The organism is Streptomyces sp. NPDC048442 (assembly GCF_040651475.1).
Classification (GTDB): Bacteria; Actinomycetota; Actinomycetes; order Streptomycetales; family Streptomycetaceae; genus Streptomyces.
The window spans coordinates 103893-129139 of the sequence record NZ_JBEZKB010000018.1; the positions used below are offsets into that span (position 1 = coordinate 103893).

The 25247-nt window shown below is 72.2% G+C and carries 19 protein-coding genes, 1 tRNA gene and 1 other RNA gene; 12 read left to right on the plus strand and 9 right to left on the minus strand.

Annotation, left to right across the window (positions count from 1 at the left end):
• Window positions 1-2: 2 nt before the first annotated feature.
• Complete coding sequence (locus AB0D18_RS25460; RefSeq protein ID WP_362423048.1) at window positions 3-611, minus strand: carbonic anhydrase; 609 nt, start codon at window positions 609-611, stop codon at window positions 3-5.
• Between the two features lie 140 nt (window positions 612-751).
• Here AB0D18_RS25460 and cynR point away from each other — a divergent pair, with 140 nt between their 5' ends.
• A complete protein-coding gene (gene cynR, locus AB0D18_RS25465; RefSeq protein WP_362422839.1) occupies window positions 752-1672 on the plus strand; it encodes a transcriptional regulator CynR in 921 nt (306 codons plus the stop codon).
• Window positions 1673-2122: 450 nt separating this feature from the next.
• Here the strand turns inward: cynR and AB0D18_RS25470 are convergent, their stop codons facing one another.
• From AB0D18_RS25470 to sigJ, 3 genes are all read right to left on the minus strand, one after another.
• Window positions 2123-2653, minus strand: a complete 531-nt coding sequence (locus tag AB0D18_RS25470; RefSeq protein WP_362422842.1) for a hypothetical protein — start codon at window positions 2651-2653, stop codon at window positions 2123-2125.
• 187 nt (window positions 2654-2840) lie between these two features.
• Window positions 2841-3920 carry an FAD-dependent oxidoreductase gene (locus AB0D18_RS25475; protein ID WP_362422845.1) on the minus strand — a complete coding sequence of 360 codons (1080 nt, stop codon included), beginning with the start codon at window positions 3918-3920 and terminating at the stop codon, window positions 2841-2843.
• A 96-nt stretch (window positions 3921-4016) separates the two neighbouring features.
• Window positions 4017-4904, minus strand: coding sequence for an RNA polymerase sigma factor SigJ (gene sigJ / locus AB0D18_RS25480; protein WP_362422848.1), 888 nt, complete (start codon window positions 4902-4904; stop codon window positions 4017-4019).
• Between the two features lie 73 nt (window positions 4905-4977).
• Here sigJ and AB0D18_RS25485 point away from each other — a divergent pair, with 73 nt between their 5' ends.
• The 3 genes from AB0D18_RS25485 to AB0D18_RS25495 all read left to right on the plus strand — a co-directional run bounded on the left by AB0D18_RS25485 (window position 4978) and on the right by AB0D18_RS25495 (window position 6908).
• On the plus strand, window positions 4978-5862 hold the full coding sequence (locus AB0D18_RS25485; RefSeq protein ID WP_362422851.1) for a PIG-L family deacetylase: 885 nt from the start codon (window positions 4978-4980) through the stop codon (window positions 5860-5862).
• Between the two features lie 94 nt (window positions 5863-5956).
• The gene (locus AB0D18_RS25490) at window positions 5957-6406 is read left to right on the plus strand and encodes a DUF6083 domain-containing protein (protein WP_362422854.1); all 450 of its coding nucleotides are present in this window, start codon (window positions 5957-5959) and stop codon (window positions 6404-6406) included.
• A 154-nt stretch (window positions 6407-6560) separates the two neighbouring features.
• Window positions 6561-6908 (plus strand): DoxX family protein, encoded by a 348-nt coding sequence (locus AB0D18_RS25495; RefSeq protein ID WP_362422857.1) that lies wholly within the window; start codon window positions 6561-6563, stop codon window positions 6906-6908.
• Between the two features lie 100 nt (window positions 6909-7008).
• On the opposite strand, the gene AB0D18_RS25500 is transcribed toward AB0D18_RS25495, so the two are convergent.
• Both AB0D18_RS25500 and AB0D18_RS25505 read right to left on the minus strand, forming a co-directional pair.
• The gene (locus AB0D18_RS25500; protein ID WP_362423051.1) at window positions 7009-8544 is read right to left on the minus strand and encodes a M28 family metallopeptidase; all 1536 of its coding nucleotides are present in this window, start codon (window positions 8542-8544) and stop codon (window positions 7009-7011) included.
• Window positions 8545-8872: 328 nt separating this feature from the next.
• Entirely contained in the window at window positions 8873-9613 is a 741-nt protein-coding gene (locus AB0D18_RS25505) for a TetR/AcrR family transcriptional regulator (protein ID WP_362422860.1), read from the minus strand.
• Window positions 9614-9713: 100 nt separating this feature from the next.
• Between AB0D18_RS25505 and AB0D18_RS25510 the strand changes: the two genes are divergently transcribed.
• Together AB0D18_RS25510 and AB0D18_RS25515 are read left to right on the plus strand one after the other, a co-directional pair.
• Window positions 9714-10472, plus strand: coding sequence for an aquaporin (locus tag AB0D18_RS25510; protein ID WP_362422863.1), 759 nt, complete (start codon window positions 9714-9716; stop codon window positions 10470-10472).
• 616 nt (window positions 10473-11088) lie between these two features.
• Window positions 11089-12456 (plus strand): LPXTG cell wall anchor domain-containing protein, encoded by a 1368-nt coding sequence (locus tag AB0D18_RS25515; protein ID WP_362422866.1) that lies wholly within the window; start codon window positions 11089-11091, stop codon window positions 12454-12456.
• Between the two features lie 100 nt (window positions 12457-12556).
• Here the strand turns inward: AB0D18_RS25515 and AB0D18_RS25520 are convergent, their stop codons facing one another.
• From AB0D18_RS25520 to AB0D18_RS25530, 3 genes are all read right to left on the minus strand, one after another.
• Entirely contained in the window at window positions 12557-13276 is a 720-nt protein-coding gene (locus tag AB0D18_RS25520; RefSeq protein ID WP_362422868.1) for a sensor domain-containing protein, read from the minus strand.
• Between the two features lie 223 nt (window positions 13277-13499).
• Window positions 13500-14420, minus strand: a complete 921-nt coding sequence (locus AB0D18_RS25525; protein WP_362422871.1) for a hypothetical protein — start codon at window positions 14418-14420, stop codon at window positions 13500-13502.
• A gap of 598 nt (window positions 14421-15018) precedes the next feature.
• A tRNA-Ser gene (locus tag AB0D18_RS25530) sits at window positions 15019-15103 on the minus strand.
• 131 nt (window positions 15104-15234) lie between these two features.
• Between AB0D18_RS25530 and ffs the strand changes: the two genes are divergently transcribed.
• From ffs to AB0D18_RS25560, 6 genes are all read left to right on the plus strand, one after another.
• Window positions 15235-15331, plus strand: an RNA gene (ffs, locus tag AB0D18_RS25535) — signal recognition particle sRNA small type.
• A gap of 94 nt (window positions 15332-15425) precedes the next feature.
• Window positions 15426-17720 carry a DNA polymerase III subunit gamma and tau gene (locus AB0D18_RS25540; RefSeq protein ID WP_362422874.1) on the plus strand — a complete coding sequence of 765 codons (2295 nt, stop codon included), beginning with the start codon at window positions 15426-15428 and terminating at the stop codon, window positions 17718-17720.
• A gap of 919 nt (window positions 17721-18639) precedes the next feature.
• Window positions 18640-19902: a phosphoribosylamine--glycine ligase gene (gene purD / locus AB0D18_RS25545; protein ID WP_362422877.1), complete on the plus strand. Its 1263-nt coding sequence runs from the start codon at window positions 18640-18642 to the stop codon at window positions 19900-19902.
• 561 nt (window positions 19903-20463) lie between these two features.
• A complete protein-coding gene (locus AB0D18_RS25550) occupies window positions 20464-22323 on the plus strand; it encodes a hypothetical protein (protein ID WP_362422880.1) in 1860 nt (619 codons plus the stop codon).
• Between the two features lie 289 nt (window positions 22324-22612).
• Window positions 22613-24091: a N,N-dimethylformamidase beta subunit family domain-containing protein gene (locus tag AB0D18_RS25555; RefSeq protein WP_362422883.1), complete on the plus strand. Its 1479-nt coding sequence runs from the start codon at window positions 22613-22615 to the stop codon at window positions 24089-24091.
• Between the two features lie 189 nt (window positions 24092-24280).
• Window positions 24281-25195, plus strand: coding sequence for a phosphoribosylaminoimidazolesuccinocarboxamide synthase (locus AB0D18_RS25560; protein WP_362422886.1), 915 nt, complete (start codon window positions 24281-24283; stop codon window positions 25193-25195).
• Window positions 25196-25247: the final 52 nt, after the last annotated feature.

A 25247-nucleotide genomic window follows, 5' to 3' on the forward strand; every position in this document is an offset into this window, starting at 1 on the left:
GGTCAGACGGTCAGTGGGGCTGCCGCGCCGGTCGCGGCGTCCAGGGTCTCGATGCGGCCGGAGCCGATGTCGTAGACCCAGCCGTGCAGGGCCACCTCGTGGCGGGCCAGGGCGCGGGCCACCGAGGGGTGGGTGCGCAGGTTGGTGAGCTGGGCGAGGACGTTCTCGCGGACCAGGGCGGCGACGCGGTCACCGGTCGGCGGGACGGCGTCCAGCAGGGCCCTGGAGGCATCCGCGTGCCGCAGCCAGGTGGCCGTGGCGGGGAGGCCCGACATGTCGGTGCCGGTGGCGAGTGCGGTCATCGCGCCGCAGGCGGAGTGGCCGCAGACGATGATGTCGGCGACGCCGAGGGCGTTCACCGCGTACTCGATGCTGGCGGCGACGCCGTCCGCGCCCTGGCCGTACGGCGGGACGAGGTTTCCTGCCGTACGGACGACGAACAGCTCGCCCGGCTCGCGCTGGGTGATCAGCTCGGGGACGACCCTGGCGTCCGAACAGCCGATGAACAGGGCGTTCGGGGTGTGGGTGGTGGCCAGTCGCCGGAAGAGCTCTGCTCTGGGCGGGAAGGCCTCGCGCCGGAAGCGCTCGAATCCTGCTGCGATCTCCTCCATGGGTTTACTCACGGGATCACTCCTTGCGACTGGCGGGCGGCGGGCTGTTGTCCGATGTGCTCCACCATGCATGAGCTGGACCTATAGAGTCCAAGAGCTGCTACCGCTAAAAGCGATAGACCGCATCTATAGTCGATCTCATGACTCTGGAACTGCGACATCTCCGCTACCTGCTCGCCGTCGCCGAGTACGCGAACTTCACGCGCGCGGCTGAGGCTCTGCACATCTCGCAGCCGACGCTGTCGCAGCAGGTCAAGCAGTTGGAGCGGGCGTTGAAGGTGCAGTTGCTCGACCGCTCGGGGCGTTCGGTGCGGCTCACCGACGCGGGCGAGGCGTACGCGACGTACGCGCGCCGGGCGCTGCGGGATCTGGCGGCCGGCGAGCGGGCGGTGCTGGACGTGGGGGACCTGTCGCGGGGGACGCTGCGGGTGGCGATGACGCCGACGTTCACGACGTATCTGATGGGGCCGCTGGTGGCGGACTTCTGCGCCGGGCACCCCGGGATCTCGCTCGACGTACGGGAGATGACGCAGGCGCGCATCGAGGCCGAACTGCTCGACGACCGGCTCGATCTGGGGATCGGATTCGAGGGGGAGCATGCGGCGGGGGTCGCGGCTACGGCACTGTTCGAGGAGACGCTGGGGCTGGTGGTGGGGGCGGATCATCCGTGCGCGGAGCTGGGCGTGGTTCTGTCGGGGGCGCTCGCCGGGCATCGACTCGCGCTGCTGAGCGGGGACTTCGCGACCCGTCGGCACGTCGACGCGTACTTCGAGCAGCAGGGGGTCCGCCCTGCGGTAGCGGTCGAGGCGAACTCGCTGAGCGTCCTGGTCGAGGTCGTCGGCCGGGGCGGTCTGGCGACGGTGCTCCCGACACCCATCGCCGCCGATGACGACCGGCTGCGCCGCGTACCCGTCGAGCCCTCGCTGCCTGTACGGACGGCCGCGCTGCTGCGCCGGGAGTCGGCGTACCGGAGCGCGGCGGCGCGGGCGTTCGAGGAACGGCTGGTGGAGTGGGTACGGGGGAGCGGTTACGGGGTCGTCGGCGTGCGGGGCGACGGATAGGCGGGTACGCGAGCTCGGGCGGGCGGGCGGACGGCGGGCGCTGGCGGACGGGCGCTGGCGTGCACGCGAATTCGGGTGTGCGGGCAGACGGTTGAGCGGCCAACCGGCGTGCAGCCAGGCGCTCCAAGCAGCCACCGGCGTGCAGTCAGAGGCTCACGCGGCCACCGGTGTGCGGGCAGATGCCCCGACATGCGGGACGCTGGTGAAGTGGTCGCCGACGTGTGGGCAGGCGTGGAGCGACCCCGGGCGTTGAGCGACCCCGGCCGGCAGGCCGACGTGGAACGGTCACCTCGTGTGGGCACACGCTCAAGTGCCCACCGCGTGTGGGCAGACGCTCAAGCAGCCCACCCGCGTGCGGCCAGGCGCTCCAAGCGGCAACCCGCGTGCAGTCCCGTACGCAGCCCCGCGTGCAGTCAGCCGCCTACGCAACCCCCGCCTGCAGTCACCCGCCTACACCGCCACCGGCGTGCGTGCAGGTGTCGCCGGGCGGGAGTCGCTCCACGGGTAGTCGTGGGCGCGGAAGGCCTTGCCGAGTGCGTGTCGGGAGGCCTGGCGGGGGGTGCGGGCCAGTTGGCGGCCCGCCGCGTCGAGTACCACGAGGTCCCGGCCGTCGAGGTACACGTCCGCCACGTCCGCCCGTGCCAGGGCCTTGGCCTTCTTGCCGTCGCGCGGTTCGATGCCGAGCGAGGCGTCCGTGACGGTCACCCGCGTCGAGTCGGCGACGGCGATGTACGCGGCGAGCAGTCCGAGCGCGGAGGCCGCGAGGGCGCACAGCGCGATCTGCCAGGGCTGGTCCAGGCTCCCGAGGGCGGCGAACACCTTGCGCAGCGGTCCCGCAGCCGAGCCGTCCGTCCAGCGGGCGAGCGCCGGCAGCAGGAAGCCGATACCGAGTCCGGCGGCCGGGAAGCCGATGAGGATGCGCAGCAGCCGGGTGCGGGAGTATCCCAACACCGTGGGACTCGGTGGGTGGTTGTGGCTCATTTCGGCTCCCCCGTTGGCTCTGCCTGTGGATGGGCACTGGTGTGCCCGTCGAGGTTTCAAGCCTAGCCATTGGTGGGAAGGCCGGCCATCAGCCGATGGGTGGGGCCGCATCGACTTTGGTATGCCCCTTTGGACGGATGCGTGTCCTCCTTTGCGCGTACACGCCGTCCTCCTCCCGATCCACTGGTCAGAAGCCGGGGGTCAGCGGGACCGCGCCCGGCCGCCGGGCCGCGAGGGACATCGTCTTGACGGTGGAGGCGCAGATCTGTTCCTTCACGAAGGCGGCGGGCCTCCCGGTGAGGACGAGGTTGCGGGGCGAGTCGTCGCTGCGGACCGACTGCACGAGCCCGTCCCGTCGGCCGAGGCTGATGCACTGGAGGACGTACGAGACAGGGTGGGCGACCGGGCCCTTCCCGCGTCCCTCCGCGATGATCGACGTCGCGATCCGCGACCCCATGGGCAGCGCGGCCTGGCAGGACATCCGGTGGGTGCCGCCCGCGTCTCCGGCGACGTAGATCTCCGGGTGCGAGACGGACCGGTGTGCGGCGTCGACGTCGATGCGACCGTGGGAGTTGAGGGCGAGTCCGGCGTCGGCGGCGAGGCCGGTGTTCGGGACCATCGACGCCGACCAGACGACGGCGTCGGCGTCCACGGTGTCCGGGTCGGTGATGCGGTGGCCCTCCTCGATGCGTACGCCGAGCGAGGTGAGTGTCGTACGGAGGTGGGCGCGGCCCTTCGCGGAGACGCCGGGGGCGAGCGTGTCGGAGGTCAGGAGCCTGACCTGCCAGTCGCGGCCGTACCGCTCGGCGAGCTCGGCGGCCATCTCGATGCCCGTCAGCCCGCCGCCGACGACGGCCAGTCGGCCGGGTCCGTCGAGGAGCCGCTTGTGCAGGGACGGGGCGGACTCGGCGGTGAAGAGGCGTTCGGCGCGGTCGGGGAGCCGGGTGGTGCTGCCGAGGGCGTACACCAGGCGGTCGTACGACAGGACCCGGCCGGTGTCGGTGGTGACGGTGCGCGCGGTGGGGTCGAGGGCGACGGCGCGGCCGGTGTGGTGGGTGATGCGGGTGTGGCGCAGGAAGCCGGTGAGCGGGTGGGCGACCTCGGACTCGGGGCGCCCGGCGGCGACCTCGTGGAGCCGGATGCGTTCGGTGAGGTGGCCGACGGGGTCGAGGAGGGTGACGCGGGCGTGCGGGGACAGCCGCAGGGCGGCCATGAGGCCGGAGTAACCGGCGCCGATGACGACGATGCGCTGCTGGGTCTGCTCCATGGTGTTCATGTACGGGGGACGACGCGGCGGCGGGAAGTGTGAGGTGACGCCCGTCACAGGCCCCGGGCCCCAGACCAAAGGCCCCGGGCTACAGGGCTACAGGGCCTCGAAGTCCAGGTGGCGGAGCTTCTCCGGGTTCACGACGACGTCGATGCCGATGATCAGCCCGTTCTCGCCGACGGTGAAGGCCAGCACGCCCCGCTGTCCGATCACGGGGCCGTCCAGGACGATGCCGGGCACGCCGTTCACGTCGTACGACAGCAGACGCATTGTCGCCGGGTCGAACGCACGGTAGAGCCGCTGGGCGACCATCGCGACCCTGGCCGCGCCGAGTACCGGCTTGCGGGCGGCGGTGACGATTCCGCCGCCGTCGGAACGCCAGACGGCCTGCGGGTCCAGGACGCTGAGCAGCGCGTCGAGGTCGCCGCCTCCGGTGACGGCGGCGAGAAAGGTGTCCACGGCCCGCCGGTGCTCGGCGCGCGCGACGGACCGGCGCGGCTTCGCGTCCCGTACGTGCTTGCGCGCCTGCGACGCCAGTTGCCGTACGGAGGCGGGGGACTTGTCCAGCGCTCCGGCGATCTCCGGGAACGGCACGTCGAAGACGTCGTGCAGTACGAAGGCGGTGCGCTCGGCCGGGGTGAGGCTCTCCAGGACGGTGAGCATGGCGGTGCTGACGGACTCGTCGAGGGTGGCGCGCTCCTCGGGCCCGTCGGCGGCCGGAGCGGTGACCAGCGGCTCGGGCAGCCACGGCCCGACGTACCGCTCGCGGCGTGCGCGGGCGGAGGTCAGCTGGTCGTAGCAGAGGCGGCTGACGGTGGTGGTGAGGTACGCACGGGGGTTGGCGGCGGTTCCGTCGGCGAGCGCGTGCCAGCGCAGCCAGGCCTCCTGCACGGCGTCGTCGGCGTCGGAGACTGACCCGGTGATGCGGTAGGCGACCGCGTGGAGATGGCTGCGGTGCTGCTCGAACTCGGCCTGGTCCGCCATGGCTTGCACTCCCGGGTGTGCTGGGCTGGTCCTCCTGAGGGTAAAGGCGGGGCGGGTTTGCCAGGATGTGCCCATGGCCACACTCGTAGCGTTCTTCGCCCACCCGGACGATGAGGTCCTGCACGCCGGCGGCACGCTGGCACGTGCGGCGGCGGAGGGACACCGGGTGGTGCTGGTGTCGGCGACGGACGGCGAGATGGGTGCCGTGCGGGCCGCCCTGCCCGTCCTGTCCGTCCATTCCGTACGGGAGGAATCGCCCCTTTCCGTACGGGAGGAGGCGCCGCGACTGGCCGAACTCCGCGCAAGCGGGGCGGCGTTGGGCGCATCCCGGGTGGTGCACCTGGGGTACGCGGACAGCGGCCACGGCAAGGACCTGTACCCGGACCCGCCGGACCGGCAGCGCTTCGTACGCGCCCCGGCGGAGGAGGCGGCCGAACGACTGGCCGCGATCCTCCGCGAGGAGGGCGCGGACCTGCTGCTCACCCACGACGCGGGCGGCGGCTACGGCCACCGGGATCACGTACGGGCGCACGAGGTGGGGCTACGGGCTTCCGAACTGGCAGGCGGGACACGGGTGTTGGTGACGGCGATCCCGCGCACCGCACCGATCCGGCTGCTCCGGCTGACGTCCCTGCTGCGCTCGCCCCGAAGCTTCCGTACCGCGAGCTTCCGTACCGCGAGCTTCCGTGCCGCGAACTTCCGTACCGCGAGCTTCCGTACCGCGATGCTGCGCGTCGATTACACCCCGCGCGCCACCGTCACCCACGCCGTCGACGCACGCCGCTACGCGGCCCGGAAACAGGCGGCACTGGCCGCGCACCGGTCGCAGGTGTGGGGCACGGGGCGCAGCGCGGGGGCGTTCCGGGTGCTGGTGCGGATACCGGTGTGGGTGTTCGGGGTACTGCTGGGGCGGGAGTGGTTCGTGGAGGTGGTTGGTGCTCCGGTGCACCGCTCCTGACCTGCGGATATGACGCTGCCAGGACTGATTGTCAGACCCCTGTGGAAGCATTCTTCACGTCAGCTGTAAACGACGTGGTTTGCGGGTGGGGGTCATGATTTCTTCGTACGGGTGTGAGGCGTGCGGCGGGCCGCAGGGCAGGTGGCGTCCGGTGCTGGGGCGGGCCGTGTGTGCGGGGTGCGAGCGGTCCTGCGGTGGACGGGAGCCGGTGCTGCTCGCCGAGGTGCTGGCGAGTACGGCCATCGAACTGGGCTCTGCGGCCCGGCAGTTGCGGTCCGTGCCTGATCCGCGTACCTCCGGGGGTACGTCGTGCAAGCGGTGCGGTGCGGCTGCCGAGTGGCACCGGACGGTGCGCGGGAAGTGGATTCTGATCGAGCCGGGGGAGCGGGTCGTGGGGTCCGTTCCGGCGGGGAAGCGGTGGCGGATCGCGGGGGACGGGACGGCCGTCAACCTGGGCTCGGCGATACCGGCGGACACTTGCCGGATCAGCCACTTCGACCTGTGTCCGGCGAGGTCGGCGGGGGCTTCGGCGGCGGTGGCGTAGGGGCCGGCAGGGGGGCGACGGGGCTCGCGAAAGACTTTCCCGCCGGGCGGTCACACTTTCGCGGGGCGGCGAGTCATAGGGGTGTACGGGCCGCGCGGCCCGCCCGGAGCGGACCAAGTCCGCTGCGGAGTACGCCCGATGAGGAGCACCTGCCATGTCGACCATCTACGTTGTCGTGACCGTCGTCGCCGCTGTCATGGTCGGTTTCTCGGCCGGTTCGGCCGCCTTCGGCGCCAAGTGGGCCGTGGAGCCGATGAAGGACTACGGCGTCCCGCAGGCCTGGCTGCCCCGGCTGGCCGCGGCCAAGGCGGCAGGCGCGGCCGGCCTGCTGGTGGGGCTGGCGGTGCCGGCGATCGGGATCGCGGCGGGGATCGCGCTCGTCCTGTACTTCGCCGGGGCGGTCGTCACCGTGGTCCGGGCCCGCTGGTACGCGCACATCCCGTTCCCGCTGGTGTACGTGGCGCCGGTGGTCGGATCCCTGGCCCTGGGGCTGGCGGCCTGAGCGGTCGCGGCCAAGGGGGGGACGGGGTGGGAGCGGGGGTGGGAGTGGGGACGGGTGCCACGTGCCCGGCCCCCACCCTCACTCCCACCCCCGACAGGAACTAACTGGTCAGGCCCTCGTGGCCGTGGCCGCCATGGCCGCCGCTGCCGCTGTCACCACCGGTCGTCGGCTTCGAGACGACCGGCTTGGCGAGGGAACTCAGGTCGTGTGCGTAGGTGCCGACCGCGTTCGCGATGACGTCGACGTTGATGTCGAGCGCCGTCATGTTGATGTTGGTGATGTCGTCGCACTTCGAGTGGTAGCACTTGTCGTACGCGACCCCCGCCTCACCGCCGAACTTGGCGGCCTGGGCCGGGGTCTTGATGCCCTCGGCTCCCGTGAAGGTGCCGCCGGACGGGATGCCGACCCCGATGAAGGGGCCGTAGTCCGAGCGGCCGTCGAAGTCCGTGCCCTCGTGCGGGAGCTTCTTGCTGTCGAGGAAGTCGTTGATGCCCTTTTCGAGCTGGGCGGAGCCTTCCGGTCCCGCGCCCTCGCCGACGCCGTCCGAGTTGTCGCCGTCATACACGAACTGGCCGAAGTTCGGCGAGGCGATCATGTCGAAGTTCAGGTAGAGCGCGACCTTCTTGCGCTGGTCAGGCGTGAGCTTGGCGACGTAGTCCTCGGCGCCGAGCAGGCCCAGCTCCTCGGCCGACCACCAGGCGAAACGCACCTTGTTGGCGGGCTTCTTGCCGTCCTTGGTCGCCTTGGCGAGCTTGAGGGCGACCTCGATCAGACCGGCCGAACCCGACCCGTTGTCGTTGATGCCGGGGCCGTCGGTGACCGAGTCCAGGTGCGCGCCCAGCATGACGGTCTTGTCGGCGTCGCCGCCCTTGGTCTCGGCGATGACGTTGCGGGTGGTCTTCTTCAGCTGGACCTGGCGGATGTCCAGGGTGACCGTGACCGGTCCCTTGGCGATGTCGGCGGCCAGCGCCTCGCCGTCGGCCTGGGTGATGCCGCCGGTGGGGACCTTGCCGTCCTCAGGGGTGCCGAGGGTTCCGTTGAGGGCGCCGGCCGTGTTGTTGTAGATGATCGCGCCGACCGCGCCCGCCGTCGCCGCGGTGGCCTGCTTCTGCGCGAACGAGCAGCCGCCGCGCTTCACCAGGGCGATCTTGCCGGTGAACCCGGCCGCGTAGTCACCGGCCTCGCAGCCGGTGGTGGCGTCGACGGGGACGTGCGCGACCGCCGCTTTCAGGCCACCGACCGGAGTGGACTTCGTGTACGACATCGCGATGATGTCGACATTGCGCGGCGCCGGGGTGTCGACGGTGAGCTTCTCCGCCTGCGTCTCGATGTACGTGAAGTCGAACTTCTCGTAGTGGACGTCGTAACCCGCCTTCTTGAGCAGGCCGAAGACGTACGCCCCCGAAGCGTCGTGGCCCAGCGAACCTGCGGCACGGTTGCCGCCCGTCGAGTCCGATATCGCCTGGAACTGCTTCAGGTGCTGGTACGCGCCCTGCCCCGACGAGTCCGCCACCAGCTTCTTCGCGAGCTTGGCGGCCTCCTTCGCCGGGTCGGAGCCGCTGCGCTGCGCGGTGGCAGGGGAGGCGGCGGCGAGCAGGAGCGGCGTGGCGATCGCCAGGGACGCCACGGCGGCCATGGCTCTGCGACTGCGGGATGAAGCGTTCACAGGAGTCCTCTCGGTGCGAACAAAATGTGAGGGGAAGCTAGCGACTCCAGGGGGCTTCTGGGAATGCCTGCGCCACAACTCACACCCGGGATTCTGCGGGCGGGCTCTCGGGCGGGCGCGCGAGGTCGGCCGAATGGCGCTCTTGCGTCACCCGGCGTGTGTGCGAACGCAGTTGGGATACGCGGCTGGGCACACGGTGGGTGCACACAAGCGGGGGCAGTCAGTCCGGCGGGCACGGGTCCAGGTGCGGGCCCAGCTCCAGGCCGAAGTTCGGGTGCGGAGCGGGCTACGGGCCCAGCTACAGACCCAGCTGCAGATCCAGCGGCAGGCCCAGCTGCAGGGACAGCAACTGGTCGAGGCCGTCCTTGATCTGCTCCGCCGTCACCCCGCGGCTCTCGTGCAGATGCTGGATCAGGCTCGGGGAGAGCGTCGCGAGCAGCAGGTGCGCCACCAGGGCGGCGTTCGCCCGTGGGTCGATCTGGCCGACGAGCATCGCGGCGTGGGTGTGCAGCGTCAGGTACGGGGCGCCGTTGTACCGGCCGCGCGGCGATGCGCTCTCGGCGGCCAGCAGGAGTTCCTGCTGCTCGGCGACCCGGTCGGCGAGCGCGTACAGGAATGCGCGCAACCGGACGGCCGGTGGGGTCGGCGGTGCGGGCAGCGCATCGGGGCCGAGTGGCGGCGGGCCGCTCATGAACGCCTCCTGGAACTGCTGCTCCCGGTCGTCGAGGAGTGCGTACAGCAGCTTCTGTACGTCGCCGAAGCGCCGGTAAACGGTGCCGACGCCGATTCCGCTGGCGTGCGCGACCGCGTTCATGGTGAGGGAGTCGGGGCCCTTGTCGGCCACGATCCGGGCGGCGGCGTCGAGGATCCTGCGCCGGTTGCGGGCGGCGTCGGCACGCTCGGCGGGCGGCTGGCCGGCCAGCGGGAGGGCGGGGCGGCCGACCGGGGCCGGGTGACTGGTGGGGGCGGAGTGACTGGCGGGGTCGTTGGTGGGGGCAGGACGAGTGGCGGGGGCGGGATCGCTCTCGGGCTCGTGCATGGCGGGAGCGTACCCGAACCGGAAAGACCGAAGCGGATGACTATCCACTTCTTTCTCCGCACCTCTTGCCAACCGGATAGTCATCCGCTTCACTCCTCACGTGGCAACTCAACTGCGCCCGGCCCACTGGGGCCGGGCCTTCTGGGGCCGGGCCTTCTGGGAACTGGTCCTCACCACCGCCCTCCTCTTCCTCGTCGTGACCGCTGTCCGCTGGCTGCTGGCCGCCGACTCCCCGGCGGTGGCGGCCGTACCGGACCCCACCCTCCGGCTGGCGGCGGTCGCGCTCGCCGTCGGTGCGGCGATCGCCCTCGCTCTGTCGCCCGCCCTCCAGCGGCTCACCGCGGGGCACCTCAATCCGGCGGTCACCCTCGGCCTGTGGGTGCTGCGCGTGTTCCCCGGCCGGGCCGTACTCCCGTTCGTCGCCGCCCAGTTGGCGGGTTCGGCACTCGGTACGTTCCTGGGGCGCGCCGTGTGGGGCCCGGCTGCGGACGCCGCCGTCGTGGCCCCCGGCGAGGTGTGGGGCGGGGCGGCGGTGCTGATCCTGGAGGCCGCCGCCATGGCCGCGATGATGCTGCTCGCGGCGTACGCGCCGGGGGCCCCGCGCCTCGCCCGCGCGCTGCCCCTCCTCATGGGCGGCAGCGTCGCCGCAGCGATCGTCGGGCTCGGCCCCGTCACCGGAGGCTCGGTCAACCCGGCCCGCCAGTTCGGCCCGGCCCTGCTCTCGGGCCACACCGCGCACCTGACCGCGTACCTGCTGGCCCCGGTGCTCGGCGCGCTGCTCGCGGCGGGGGCGTACGTGATCAGCGGGCGCCGAAAGTACCGTGCACTGCCGGAGCCCCGCCGGGCACAGGTCGGGTGACGGCAGGGGAATCGGCATTGCCGCGACCCTGAACGCCGGATTCTCCAGCCCATTGGCCGAGGTGGCCGGGGTGGCCGGGTTGGCCGGGGAAATCGTCATGAAGACGGCAGATGTGCTGCGAATCAGTCACTCGCAATTGGCGGTGGAAATCTGTGAGGTGCCGCCCGCCGCCCCCTCTGGACACTTCCGCAGCGGCGAATTCGACGTCCGACTGACGGAATTCCCGGCCGACTGGCGGGCGACGAGACGGGCACACTGCGGACCTCCGCGCTGCTGACCCTCGCGCTGCGGACCTCGCGCTGCCGACCCTCGCGCGCACGGCCGTCGAGGTCGCCAGGTCCGAATTCACCAAGCAGTCCTGAACACGCGGGTGTTAACCACATCACAGAGAAAACATCGGGACCGTGGGCAACTGTCCCGAATGTTCCCATTCGCGTTGCCGGTTGATATGCCGCCCCCGCGCCAAGCGCTGAATTCCCCTTCTCCGGGCGGTTTCCCGGTCGTACGATCACGAGGCTGCCGCCCGCGTGAGCAGAGCTCCGCAGCGGCGCCCGACTCTCTTTCCTTTTGCTGATTCGCTCGTTCTCTCGTTTCTCACACCCAGAAAAGGGCTCGCGTGAAGATTCGCCGCATGCTCGCGACGGCCGTGGCCGCCGCCGTCACCACGCCCGTCCTGCTGCTCTCGGCAGGCCCCGCGTTCGCCGCCGACTTGGCGTCGCCCGCGCAGACGCAGGCCCAGAAGCCCACCAAGGACGAGCTGGCCAAGCTCGCCAAGGCGGCCGAGGCCGCGCAGAAGAAGTACGACGAGGCGCTCGCCGCCGTGGCCACCGCGCAGGCGGCGGTGGAAGCCGTGACGTCCGACACCACGCCGCTCGCGGTGAAGGTCACCGAGGCGAAGACGGCCGCCGACAAGGCCGGCACGGTGAAGACCGCAGCCGACCTGGCGGTCACCGAGGCCAAGGCCGCGCTGGCCAAGCTGCCGGCGGACGCCTCCGCGGCGGACCGGGCAGCCGCGGAGAAGGCAGTGACGGACGCGGAGACGGCAGCCACCGCGGCGGGCACCGCCAAGGAGACGGCCGACAGCGCACTCAAGGACGCCGCCAAGGCCCTTGAGGACGCCCGGGTCGACGCGTTCCGCACCCTCCACTCCGCCACCGCGACCGCGGCCAACGCCAAGGCCGACAAGAACGCCGCGGACAAGGCCCTCGCCGACGCCAAGGCCGAGGCCGGCAAGCCCGACCCGACGAAGCCGCCGACGCCGGGTCCCGACCCGACCAAGCCGCCGACGCCGGGCCCGACGAAGCCGCCCGTCGACGAGGAGTGCAAGGTCGACGCGTCGCTCGCCACCACGCTGGTCGGCCTGCCGTCCAAGGTCGTCGCCGGTACGACGGTGAACTTCACCCTCCGCGTCACCAACAGCACGGCGAAGGACTTCGACGAGGTCAAGCCGTTCGCCGTGGTCTACGGCGGCAGCAAGAACGACTACAACGACATCGGCAAGCTGCTGCACCTGCAGTCCGCCGCCGCCGGTTCCTCCGACTGGAAGGACGTCGGGGAGGCCCAGTACGCGGGCACCATCACCCACCTCAAGGCTGGCAAGTCCGCCGACCTGAAGCTGCGGCTGACGGTCGACAAGAAGGCTCCGGCCGCCGACGGCATCGCCTTCGTCGCCGGTGACTACTGGAACGAGAACGGTTCCTGCGGTGGCAACGAGCTGAAGGAGTACTCCTTCTCGATCCTCACCGCGGGCAGCAAGCCCGGCAAGGTCGACGACGCCACGCCCACCCCGGTCAAGGACTCGACCCAGGTCCCGACCCCGCAGGGCGGCACCTCCACGGTCCCGGTGAGCACCGACGCCGGCAGCCTCGCCTCGACCGGCGCCGAGGGCACCTCGCAGCTCGCCCTCGCGGCGGGCGCGGCGATCGTGCTCGGCGCGGGCGCGGTCTTCGTCGTACGCCGCCGGAAGGCGGACCAGCAGGGCTGACGCCGGATGCCGGCAGGCGGCGGTAGGCAGTAGGCAGTAGGCACAACGAGGCGGGGAGGACCGGTCACCGACCGACCCTCCCCGCCTCTCCTGCTTACGCTCACTTCCCGAGCAACCCCCGCACCGCCGCCCGGTCCACGTTCGTCAGGGCCCGCACCAGCTTCGGCGTGAGGAAGACGATCAGCAGGCCGAGCAGCGACACCGCGCCGAGCTGGAGGGGCGTGGTGATGTCGTACGTGTGGTGGATGCCGCCGGAGGTGAAGTCGTAGACGCGGTACCCGCTCCAGCCGTCCACGTACCGCGGGAAGACCCAGTTGTACGCGGGCAGCAGCGCGACCGCCCAGCCCACGGCGAGGAACGTCACCGTCATCACAAAGCTGAACACCCGCCACGGGAACATCACGGCCTGGAACAGCAGCGCCTGCCATCCCTTCACGTCCGTGAGGCGGTGGTACATCGCGCCCCAGAAGCCGCCCCGCTCCGGCGCGGACAGCGGCCCGGGACCCGCCACATCAAGCCCGAGCCCGTGCTGCGCCCGCACCCGCTCCACCGCCCCCAGCCCCCGCGCCCCCGCCAGCATCGCGGCGAACACCGGAAGCCCGAGGACGGTGACGGCGAGCGCGGCACCGGTCGAGAACATCGCGATGGCAAAGACGAACCCGCCCATCGCCACCGGCAGCGAGGTGAGCGTGTACCCGATCTCCCGGTACGTGGCCCCGGCGAACGGCCCCCGCAGAAAGCCGACTTCGGGCGCGACATGAACGGAACCGCTGTCGCTTGCACAACGGTAGGAGAGCGGGACGGTGGTGACGGCAGTCATGACGGGCCTCGAATCATCGCGGTGGGGACGTCTCGCAACGTTCCGTGCTGACGGGTTGGCTGACGGAGCAGCTGACGCAGCAAACGATCCCGGAAACACCCGCCCAGAGGCATGGGGCGACCCAGCCGATCGGGAGTGGTGCTAGCCCCCCAACGGAAGTTCAGCCCTGGCCCTGGCCCTGGCCGGGGAACGGAGCCGTCCCCGCCCGCGCGAAGCGCCGCCGTCAGCGCCCTCCGGCAGGACGCTGATCCGTACTGCCCCCTGTGAGGCTCCCGAACAGTGACCGGGATTCGTCGCCCAGCTTGGGGTCGGGGAGCTGATGGCCACGGTCGAAGCTCTTGAGTATCGCGGGACCGGTCTTCCCCGCTCGCTGGGTGTAACAGACCTCTCGCTTCGTGCACTGCTCGCAGTATCGAAAGGCCACGAAGGGGGACAGGGCGACCGGGTGGTCTCCGGCGAGCACGTAGAGGGTGTCGTCGGCGACGGGGTTGTTCCAGGTGAACGTGGACCGGTCGAAGTCGGGATGGTCGCCCACCAGGCGGTGTGTCACGACCTCGAAGGATCCGGCTTTCGGGTGGTAGCTGCACGAAACGATGAGCAGCCAGGGCATGTCCTGCAAGAACCGAGTTTTCAACAGGGCGCGTTCGAGGTGGTGCCCACACTCGGCGATACGCAGAGCGGCCTCTTCCTGGCTCTGCGGTCTGTCGCCGTGGGCAGGGCGGCCGCGTTCGTCGCGCAACGCCTTGAGATGCGCGGCGAAGCCCGGGTCGCCGGGACGATCCGCCAGAGCGTCCCAGAGGGCGGGAAAGAGATCCGGGTGGGACGAGGCGAGCGGGCCCAGGCGGTCCAGCCAGCGCGGCCAACTTCCGAAGGTGGCACCCCGCGCGTACAAGTCGCGCAGCTCAAGCAGGTACGGACTCCCCGGGCTCTGCCGGCGGGTTCCGCCGTCAGCGGGCTCCTCGCCCCAGCCTTGGAGCACCGCGGCCGCTGTCACACAGACGGTGATGGCGAGAATCTCGGCTGCGTGGAGCAGCGCGTCGTACCGGTCTTTGTCGGTGTGCGCCCGCTGCAGTTCATGGACGGCGTGTGCAGCGGGGTACGGAAGGGTCCTGCGCGCGCTCTCCAGCGTCGCAGCGGACAGCAACGCATGCTTCCCCGCCGGTTGTTCTCCCGGAGGGCGCCGACTCGGTCGACGCGAGCGGGAAGCCGGGTGAGGTGGCACTGCCGCGGGAGGAACTGCCGGTGCGGCCGTTGACCGCGGGGGCGCGGCGTACGACCGTTTCGGCGAGGGCGTCGCCCCGGAAGCCGTGAACCCGACAGCCCCGGCGGCGTGCGGCACCGGACCGGACCGCAGCCGGCGCCTGCGCCGAATCCGCCGTCGCAGGAGAAGCCGAATCCACGCGGGAACGACGCCGAACAGAACGGCGAAGGTGATCACGGCCAGAAGCGTGTCCAGCCACCTGGGCAAGGCGGTCGGCTGCTTGCTCGTCCCGATGGAGACCGCCGCCAGGCAGGCGAAACCCAAAGTCGTCCAGAACGCCCAGTCCCGACGGAGCGGGCTGTCGTACAGCCGGAGCCCCGCGTCCGGGAATCTCTGCGATCCGGAAGGCTGGTTCTCGCCCGTATCCATGCACTCATCTTGCGCGCGTGAACAGACAGGCACCAGGCGTGAGGACCGCCGATGTGACTCTACGGAAAAGACGAAGGCCCGAACCGTTCACACGGTCCGGGCCTTCTGCCTGCGGAGGATACGAGATTCGAACTCGTGAGGGGTTGCCCCCAACACGCTTTCCAAGCGTGCGCCCTAGGCCACTAGGCGAATCCTCCGCCGCAAACAATACAAGACGTTGGGGAGTGCTTGCGACCGCGTTCCCGGGGTGGGGGTGGGGAGGGGTGTCCGGGGGGATCCGCAGGTGGGGCCGGGTCGTTTTTGGGGGAGGGGATCGGCTAGGGTGGGCTTCAGCCCCTCACGTGGCGCTATCTGACTGAACTCCCCCAGGGCCGGAAGGCAGCAAGGGTAGGTTGGCTCTGGCGGGTGCGTGGGGGGTCTTTGCGTTCCCGGGGGCGGGTCCGGGATTCCCGGGACGGGAAGGGCGCTCCGGGCTTGGGGCGGGGCCGGTTGTCGGTGGGTCCCGATAACCTCGTATGTGTGTCGTCCCTTGCGCTGTACCGCCGCTATCGCCCCGAGTCGTTCGCCGAGGTCATCGGGCAGGAGCATGTCACTGCCCCGCTGATGCAGGCCCTGCGGAACAACCGGGTCAACCACGCGTACCTGTTCAGCGGGCCGCGGGGTTGTGGAAAGACGACCAGTGCGCGGATTCTGGCGCGCTGTCTGAACTGTGAGCAGGGGCCGACGCCCACACCCTGTGGCGAGTGCCAGTCCTGCCAGGACCTGGCGAGGAACGGGCGCGGTTCGATCGACGTGATCGAGATCGACGCCGCTTCGCACGGTGGTGTGGACGATGCGCGTGACCTGCGGGAGAAGGCGTTCTTCGGGCCGGCAGGCAGCCGGTACAAGATCTACATCATCGATGAGGCGCACATGGTCACCTCGGCGGGCTTCAACGCCCTGCTGAAGGTGGTCGAGGAGCCGCCGGAGCACCTGAAGTTCATCTTTGCGACCACGGAGCCCGAGAAGGTCATCGGGACCATCCGGTCGCGTACGCACCACTACCCGTTCCGGCTGGTGCCGCCGGGGACGCTGCGGGACTACCTCGGTGAGGTGTGCGGCAAGGAGAACGCCACGGTCGAGGACGGCGTGCTGCCGCTGGTCGTCCGGGCGGGGGCCGGGTCCGTGCGTGACTCGATGTCCGTGATGGACCAGCTGCTGGCCGGGGCGGCCGACGACGGTGTGACGTATGCCATGGCCACCGCGCTCCTCGGATACACCGACGGGTCGCTGCTCGACTCCGTGGTCGACGCCTTCGCGTCGGGCGACGGGGCCGCGGCCTTCGAGGTCGTGGACCGGGTCATCGAGGGCGGCAACGATCCGCGGCGGTTCGTGGCTGACCTGTTGGAGCGGCTGCGGGACCTGGTGATTCTGGCGGCCGTGCCCGACGCCGGGGAGAAGGGGCTGATCGACGCCCCGGCCGATGTGGTGGAGCGGATGCAGGCGCAGGCGTCCGTGTTCGGTGCGGCCGAGCTGAGCCGGGCCGCCGATCTGGTCAACTCCGGGCTTACGGAGATGCGCGGGGCCACCTCGCCGCGGCTGCAGCTGGAACTGATCTGCGCGCGGGTGCTGCTGCCCGCCGCGTTCGACGACGAGCGGTCCGTGCAGGCGCGGCTGGACCGGCTGGAGCGCAGTGGCGCCGGCGGCGGGTTCGTCCCCGGTGGGGCCATGCAGGGGATGCCGGCCATGGGGTACGTACCCGGGCCCGAGGCGCACGGGATGCAGACGGCGCCGATGGGTCAGGCGGCTCAGGCTCCGATGGCTCCGGCCCCGACTCCGGCCCCGATGCCGCAGGTTCCGGCGGCCCAGGTTCCGGCCGCTCAGGCGCCCGTGGTGCAGCCCGGTCCTGTGGCTCCCGCAGCCGCTCCGGCTCCCATTCCTGCTCCCGAGGCTCCGGCGCCCGCCGCTCCGCCGCCCGCCGCCCCCCCGCGGCGGCCCGGCGGCTGGCCGACCGCCTCCGCGCCGGGGCAGGGACGGCCGGAGCCCGTCGCACCCCAGCCACAGACCCAGGCCTACGCTCCGGCCTCGGCAGCCGCACCGGCCGGTACGGCCCCCGCCCAGGCGGCGCCCAGCGCCGCCGCCGCACAGGGCGCCGCCCAGGTGCAGAACATGTGGCCCGGGATCCTGGAGGCCGTGAAGAACAAGCGCCGGTTCACCTGGATCCTGCTCAGTCAGAACGCCCAGGTCGTGGGCTTCGACGGGACCACCCTCCAGGTCGGCTTCATCAACGCCGGTGCCCGCGACAACTTCGCGAGCAGCGGCAGCGAGGACGTCCTCAAGCAGGTCCTCGCCGAGTCCTTCCAGGTGCAGTGGCGGATCGAGTCGGTCGTCGACGCGAGCGGGGGAGGGGGCGGCGGCGGAGGCATGCCGCCCGCCGGTCCTCCCGGGGGGTACGGAGGCGGCGGCGGCTTCGGCGGCGGAGGCGGCGGCGGTTTCGGCGGCGGCGCCCCTGCGGCGCAGCCCCCGGCCGCCCCGCGCCCGCCGCAGGCAGCGGCACCGCAGGCCGGCCCTCCCGTACAGCAGCCGGCTCCCCAGCGGACGGCGCAGCAGCAGCAGCCGGCCGCGCAGCCTCCGCAGGGGCAGTACCAGGCACCCGCGGCGCCGCCCGCCCCCGCGCAGCAGTACAGCGCCGTCCAGGAGCGCCCGCCGGTCTCCGCCGAGGACGACGTACCGGAGGACGACGATCCGGACCTGGTCGACTCGGCACTGTCCGGCCACGACCTGATCGTGCGCGAGCTGGGCGCGACGGTGGTCGAGGAGTTCATCAACGAGTAACCGGGCCGCACCGGAGCGGCCCGAGGCCGATGAAGGTTTTTTGCCGGCGCGGCCCACGAGAGGGCCGTCCCTGCGCCGGGCCGGGCTCCGGCGGCCCAAGGCCGACGCAGGTCTTCCGCCCGGTGGGGCGCGAGCGTCCCACGCCCTACGAGGGGGCCTTGCGCCCAGGGTGAGCCTTGAGCGGGCCCGAAGTCGACGCAGCTCTTCTGCCGGTGCAGCGCCCGAGCGGCCCAGGCCCTACGAGAGGGGCCCTGCGCCGGGCCGGGCCCCGAGCGGTCCGAGGCCGACGCAAGCCTTCTGCCGGGCTGGGCATGGCGGTCCGGGGCCTCTGCCGGGCTGAGCCTGGCCGTCCGGTTCCCTCGCCGCCTCGCCGCCTCGCCGGGCAGCGCCCGAGCGGCCCAGGCCCTACGAGAGAGGCCCTACGCCGGGCCGGGCCCAGATCGGTCCGAGGCCGACGCAGGCCCTCTGCCGGGCCGAGCCTGGCGGTCCGGGCTTCTGCCGGGCTGAGCCTGGCGGTCCGGGCTTCTGCCGGGCTGAGCCTGGCGGTCCGGTTCCCTCGCCGGACAGCGCCCGAGCGGCGCCCGAGCAGCCCAGGGTCTACGTCGGGTCGAGCGGCGACCGGCCCAGGGGCAGGCGGTGCCTGCACGGTGCCGGATCCGAGCGGCCCGAGGTGGTTGCAGGACCTCTGCTAGGCCGGGCAGGGCGGTCCGGACCCTCTGCCGGGCCGGACCCCGTCCCGGTCGCCCTCTGCAGGCCCCCGCGGCACCCTCGACGCCCCCGCCCCCGCCCACGTCGTAGTCGCAGCAGCGCAGCCCCGACCCCCTGTCGTAGCAAGCAACAAGCCTGGTTCCGTCCCTCCGTGGGTGGTAACTCCAACCCCGTGCGACTTCGCCCCCCGCGCAGGCTCTAGGCTGCACCCGTGAAGGTCCTCGTCATCGGCGGCGGCGCCCGCGAACACGCCCTGTGCCGCTCTCTGTCCCTCGACCCCGACGTCACCGCCCTCTACTGCGCCCCCGGCAACGCCGGCATCGCGGAAGTGGCGGAGCTGTACCCGGTCGATGCCCTCGACGGGGCCGCCGTGGCGCGCCTCGCCACCGAACTCGGAGCCGGGCTCGTCGTCGTCGGCCCGGAGGCCCCGCTCGTCGCGGGCGTCGCCGACGCCGTGCGGGAGGCCGGGATTCCGGTCTTCGGCCCGTCGAAGGAAGCGGCCGAACTGGAAGGTTCCAAGGCGTTCGCCAAGGACGTGATGGCCGCGGCCGGTGTGCCCACCGCGCGGAGTTACGTCTGTACGACGCCGGAGGAGATCGACTCGGCGCTGGCCGCGTTCGGCGCTCCGTACGTCGTGAAGGACGACGGTCTTGCGGCAGGCAAGGGCGTCGTCGTGACGGGCGATGTGGCCCAGGCGCGGGAGCACGCGCTGGCCTGCGAGCGCGTGGTGATCGAGGAGTTCCTGGACGGGCCCGAGGTGTCGCTCTTCGCGATCACCGACGGGGTGACCGTGCTGCCGTTGCAGCCCGCCCAGGACTTCAAGCGTGCGCTGGACGGCGACGAGGGCCCCAACACCGGTGGCATGGGCGCCTATTCGCCGCTGCCGTGGGCCGACCCCAAGCTGGTCGAGGAAGTCATGGATTCGGTTCTCCAGCCGACCGTCGACGAACTGCGGCGGCGCGGAACGCCGTTCTCCGGTCTGCTCTACGCCGGCCTCGCGATCACGTCGCGCGGCGTGCGGGTCATCGAGTTCAACGCCCGCTTCGGCGACCCCGAGACCCAGGTCGTCCTCGCCCGCCTGCGCACCCCCCTCGCGGGCGTGCTGCTCGGCGCCGCCAACGGCACGCTGGACGTCCAGCCGCCGCTGGCCTGGCGCGACGACGCGGCCGTCACCGTCGTCATCGCCTCGCACAACTACCCCGGTACGCCCCGCACCGGCGACCCCATCGAGGGTCTCGCCGACGTGGCGGCCCAGGACGCCCCCGAGGCGTTCGTCCTCCACGCGGGCACCAAGCGGGACGGCGACTCCGTGCTGAGCGCCGGTGGGCGGGTGCTGTCGGTGACCGCCACGGGCGCCGACCTGACGGAGGCGCGAGAGCGGGCGTACCGCGCGGTGGAGCGGATCCGGCTCGACGGTTCGCAGCACCGTACGGACATCGCGGCGAAGGCCGCACAGGACGCGGCGCAGGGCTGAGCAGCCCCGGCCACAACCTGCCGCCACCAGGCAGGACCAGACGCGACCAGGTGCGACTAGGTACGACACAGCCGGGGCCCGACCGGGCCCCGGCTGTTGTCGTGTCCGGGCGCGTGTGCCGGACACGTACCCGGGCGTGCGCCCCGCCCCGGACCCCGAGCGGACTCCGCCCCGACCCCTCCTCGTACCGCGATCCCGGGTTCGCCCGGGAAGCCAGCACCTTTACCCAAAGCCATTCCATCGAGTGACGGCTCGCCCATCCGGATGACTCGTGCCGAAGCCCCAACTAGGGTGCCGCGCAAGCGTTCCGGCACTTGGCCCACCGACATTGCGATGTCAGTGGCGGGTGCCACAGTGGGGGAGTGAGCAACCCATCCAAGGGCGAGCAGCGCAGAGGGGGTGAATCCGGTCGTGTCCGGTGTGTCTGATTCCGGTGCCAGTTCCAATGGCCCCGATTCTCGGTCCGGTTCTTCAGGTTCTGGTGGTACGAGTCCGTCGCGTGCCTCGGGCGTCCTGGGGCCGGAGCAGGGCGCGCAAGCCGCGCGCGAGCGTGCGCTCGCGGTGCTTCGGGTGCGCAGCCGGGCGCTGGCCCTGGCCCTGCTGCCGGCGGCCGCGGCGGTCGTGCTGCTGGCCGGCGGGGTGTCCGGGCGGCTCGCGGGTGCGGGCTGGGACGTGGCCCGCTGGGCGGTGTCCGGTGCCGCGCTGGTGGTGCTGCTGGTCGGCCTGGTGGTCGCTGCCGTCGTGACGAGGGCCCGGCCCGCCGTGACGCCCACGGTGGAGCTGTCCGAGGCGTCCGCCCCCGACCTCTACCGCCTGGTGCGGGACCTGGCCGAGCGGCTCGACGTCCCCGCGCCGTCCGCGATAGCCCTGACCCCGGACTGCGACAGCTGGTTGGAGGACCGCTCGCACGCCGCGGTGCGCGCGGTCAGCCGCCCGAAGTCCCGGCGCGCCGATACCGAGTCCCGGCGCGCCGATACCGAGTCCCGGCGCGCCGATACGGAGTCACAGCGGTCCCATACGGAGTCCCGGCGCACCGATACGGAGTCCCGGCCCGCCGAGTCCATACCCGCCGGTCCCACCGCCCAGGCGTCCCGTCCCACCGCCCAGGCGTCCCGTCCCACCGCCCAGGTGTCCGGGCCCGCCCCTGCCCCCACCGCCCCCGTCCTGGTGATCGGTTCGCCTTTCCTGTGGTGGATGCGCGTCGCCGAGCTGCGCGCCGTCCTCGCCCCGGTCGTTGCCGGTACGGGCCCCTCCGCGCACCCCGACATAGCCGCCGCCCGCCGTTTCGTACGGGGCCTGGACGCGGCCGTCGCGGTCGCGGCCAAGCCGGGCCGGGGCCCCGGGGGCACGGCCCGCCGGATCGCGCTGGCGCCCCTCGGCCGGATCTCCCGGATCCTCCTGACGGGCTGCCGAGAGCACATCACGCAGTTGGAGCGGGGCGTCGCCGCCGCCGCGTCCGAGCGTGCACAGGCTGTGGACTACGGGCTGCGGATCGTCGCCCAGGAGCAGGTCGGCCTCGCCTACGCGGGCTGGGACCGGCTGCTGACCCGGGTCGCGCTGCCCGCCTGGCGGATGGGCCGCTGGCCCTCCCGGCTCGATGCAGGAGTGGTCTCCGCCCTCACCGAGCTCTCCCGCCGCGACCGCCTCGCCGACGGGTTCGCCTCCCGGCTCGGCGAGCGCCCCGCCTGCGACCTCCTGGAGGAGCCGGGCGCCGTCGACGAGGCCACCTCCCTGCTGGCCGCCCGGCTCTTCCACGGCGGCCCGGCCGCCCCGGGGCCCGACTGGTCCCCGGTCGACTGGCAGGCGTACCCGGAGGAAGTCGTCGACCGGAAGTGGCGTACGGAAGCCGCCCGGCTGCACCGTGTCCTGGACACCCTCGGCGTCCGCCGCTCCGGCGGCGACCGTACGGGGCCCACGCTGGCCCGAGTCATGGACCACCTCGCCGCCGAGGCCGTCGCCCACACCGGCGCCCCCGGGCCCGACGACGGCCGCAGCGACGAGGAGCGCACCGACGCCCTCGCCGCCGGCATCACCGCCGAGGCCGCCCGCGAGGAGGCCGCAGCCGCGCCGCCCGCGCCGGTCGTCCTCGCCGACGGCCAGGAGTTCCTGGACAGCGGCTCCTGTGGCGGTGGCGCCCCCGGCGACCCGCTGCCGGTCTTCCCCATCCAGCCGCCCCGCACCGGCCGCGACCTGCTCGCCGACCACGTCACCGCGATGGTCTGCTGCGCCGCCGTCGACACCGCGGGCGCCGCCCCGGGGCTGGACTGGCTGGACGGCCCCGCCCTGCTCGTCGAGGGCAAGCGCCGCAGCGACCTCACCGGGCCGGTCCTCAGCCTCGTCGAGGACGGCGACCCGGGCCCGCTGCGCGGCTGGCTCACCGACGTCGGAGTCCGGCCGGAAAAGCCCGTACGCCTGGTGTGAACAACGCCCGCACCACCCGCCCCGACGCCTGGTGTGAACAACGCCCGCACCACCCGCCCCGACGCGTGGTGCGTACCCGCCCGTACGCCTGGTGCGCGCGGGGCGCGCGCAGAACCGCCGACAGGTCCCACGAACGGAGTACGAGGTTCCGTTTCACGCCAATTCGCGACGAACGGTGACGGAGTGCGTGCGTTATGTGATGTGCTGGGGTCCTGGAGCTGACAGCCCGCGCACCACTGTGGGACCGGACGACCGCTGATGGCTCAGGGGGCCGAGGGAGGGATGTGACGTGGGGACGGAGCAGATTCGCTGGGAATCGGGGGCGCTCGCGCACGCCGTCTCGGACCCCTTCGGCCAGGGCCCGCTGCCCTGGCTGCGCGGCGGCGACCAGTACCTCGACGCGGACGGCACGGTCGTCCCCTGGTACGCGGAGCTGGATCCGGCCACCGGCGCCAAGGTCCCGCCGCCGCGCCGCACCTCGGGCCCCCGCGCGGCCGACGACGTGAACTGCCAGATCAAGGGCTTCACCTCGTCCGGCTCGGTCTCCCCGGGCGGCTCCGTCGACTTCCACGTCACGGTCAACCCGCCGCAGGAGTTCTCCGCGTACGTCTACCGGATCGGCCACTACAGCGGCGCCGGCGCCCTCAAGGTCGACACCAGCCCCCGCCTCTCCGGCATCGTCCAGCCCGCCCCGCTGGCCGCCGACCGCACGGTCTCCTGCCACCACTGGTGGCAGTCCTGGCGCCTGCAGATCCCCGAGTACTGGAGCCTCGGCGCCTACGTCGCCGTGCTGACCAGCGCCGACGGCCACCGCACGCACGTCCCCTTCACGGTCCGCGACGACCGCGCCGCCGACTACCTGCTGCTGCTCCCGGACATCACCTGGCAGGCGTACAACCTCTACCCGGAGGACGGCCGCACCGGCGCCAGCCTCTACCACGCATGGGACGAGCAGGGCCGGCTCCTCGGCGAGGAGGACGCCGCCACCACCGTCTCCTTCGACCGTCCGTACGCGGGCCAGGGCTTGCCCCTGCACGTCGGGCACGCCTACGACTTCATCCGCTGGGCCGAGCGCTACGGCTACGACCTGGCGTACGCGGACGCCCGCGACCTGCACGCCGGCCGCATCGACACCTCCCGCTACCGCGGCCTGATCTTCCCCGGCCACGACGAGTACTGGTCGGTCCCCATGCGTAAGGCCGCCGAGCGCGCCCGCGACCAGGGCACCTCCCTCGTCTTCCTGTCGGCGAACACCATGTACTGGCAGGTCGAGCTGGGCCCCGCCCCCTCCGGCGTCCCCGACCGCTTCCTCTCCTGCCTCAAGCGCCGCGGCCACGGCAAGACCGCGCTGTGGCGCGAGGCGGGCCGCCCCGAGCAGCAGCTGATGGGAATCCAGTACGCGGGAAGAGTCCCCGAGCCGAGCCCCCTGGTCGTGCGGAACGCGGAGCACTGGCTGTGGGAAGGCACCGGGGCCGGCGAGGGCGACGAGATCGAGGGCCTGGTCGCGGGCGAGGCCGACCGCTACTTCCCGCGCACCGCGCTGCCCGAGCACCGGGGCCGCATCCTGCTCGCCCACTCCCCGTACCGGGACAGCGAGGGCGCCCTGCGCCACCAGGAGACGTCCCTGTACCGGGCCCCCAGCGGAGCCCTCGTCTTCGCGTCCGGGACCTTCGCGTGGTCCCCTGCGCTGGACCGCCCCGGGCACGTCGACCCCCGCATCCAGAAGGCCACGGCGAACCTCCTGGACCGCATCGCCAAGGGCACCTGAAGCCCGGCCGGGAGGACCGCCCGGACCACCGCCCGGAACACCGCCAGGAGCACTGCCGGGACCCTCCCGCGCACACCCACCCCACATCCGTACGAAACCGTTCCGCGCGCCCCGGCCACCCTGACCGGGGACTTCCCCCGCGCGTACGGGAGAATCGAGCTCGATTGGCCATAACCACGGGGAGGAACCGTGTCCGGATTCGTAGTAAAGCCCGAGCCCCAGCAGGTGTCGGGCCTGGTGCATCTGCACACCGGCAAGGTGCGCGACCTGTACCAGAACGAGGCGGGCGACCTCGTGATGGTCGCCAGCGACCGCACCAGCGCCTTCGACTGGGTGCTGCCCACCGACATCCCCGACAAGGGGCGCATTCTCACCCAGCTCTCGCTGTGGTGGTTCGACCAGCTCGCGGACCTCGTCCCCAACCACGTCCTGTCGACGGACCTGCCGCCGGGCGCCCCGGCCGACTGGGCGGGCCGCGCGCTCGTCTGCAAGTCGCTGCGCATGGTCCCCGTCGAGTGCGTGGCCCGCGGCTATCTGACCGGCTCGGGCCTGGTCGAGTACCAGGAGACCCGGACGGTCTGCGGCCTCGCCCTGCCCGAGGGCCTGGTCAACGGCTCCGAGCTGCCCGCACCGATCTTCACGCCCGCCACCAAGGCCGCCGTCGGCGACCACGACGAGAACGTGAGCTACGAGGAGGTGGCCCGCGAAGTCGGCGCGGAGACCGCCGCCCAGCTCCGCCAGACCACCCTCGCGGTGTACGGCAGGGCCCGGGACATCGCCCGCGACCGGGGCATCATCCTCGCGGACACCAAGTTCGAGTTCGGGTACGAAGCGGTGGCCGGCGGTGAGGGCCGCCTCGTCATCGCCGACGAGGTCCTCACCCCGGACTCCTCGCGCTTCTGGCCGGCCGACGACTGGGAGCCGGGCCGGGTGCAGCAGTCCTTCGACAAGCAGTTCATCCGGAACTGGCTGACCTCGGCCGAATCCGGCTGGGACCCCAAGTCGGACAACCCCCCGCCGGCGCTCCCGCAGAAGATCGTGGACGCCTCCCGTGCGAAGTACGTCGAGGCGTACGAGCGCCTGACCGGCCAGAGCTGGTCCTAGCAGTACGTACGCAGAAGGCCCCGGTCGCGATGACCGGGGCCTTCTGGCGCTG

Coding starts and splice junctions, on each gene's coding strand:
- AB0D18_RS25460 (WP_362423048.1), bottom strand. CDS start 611: ATGGAGGAGATCGCAGCAGGATTCGAGCGCTTCCGGCGCGAGGCCTTC.
- cynR (WP_362422839.1), top strand. CDS start 752: ATGACTCTGGAACTGCGACATCTCCGCTACCTGCTCGCCGTCGCCGAG.
- AB0D18_RS25470 (WP_362422842.1), bottom strand. CDS start 2,653: ATGAGCCACAACCACCCACCGAGTCCCACGGTGTTGGGATACTCCCGC.
- AB0D18_RS25475 (WP_362422845.1), bottom strand. CDS start 3,920: ATGGAGCAGACCCAGCAGCGCATCGTCGTCATCGGCGCCGGTTACTCC.
- sigJ (WP_362422848.1), bottom strand. CDS start 4,904: ATGGCGGACCAGGCCGAGTTCGAGCAGCACCGCAGCCATCTCCACGCG.
- AB0D18_RS25485 (WP_362422851.1), top strand. CDS start 4,978: ATGGCCACACTCGTAGCGTTCTTCGCCCACCCGGACGATGAGGTCCTG.
- AB0D18_RS25490 (WP_362422854.1), top strand. CDS start 5,957: ATGATTTCTTCGTACGGGTGTGAGGCGTGCGGCGGGCCGCAGGGCAGG.
- AB0D18_RS25495 (WP_362422857.1), top strand. CDS start 6,561: ATGTCGACCATCTACGTTGTCGTGACCGTCGTCGCCGCTGTCATGGTC.
- AB0D18_RS25500 (WP_362423051.1), bottom strand. CDS start 8,544: ATGGCCGCCGTGGCGTCCCTGGCGATCGCCACGCCGCTCCTGCTCGCC.
- AB0D18_RS25505 (WP_362422860.1), bottom strand. CDS start 9,613: ATGCACGAGCCCGAGAGCGATCCCGCCCCCGCCACTCGTCCTGCCCCC.
- AB0D18_RS25520 (WP_362422868.1), bottom strand. CDS start 13,276: ATGACTGCCGTCACCACCGTCCCGCTCTCCTACCGTTGTGCAAGCGAC.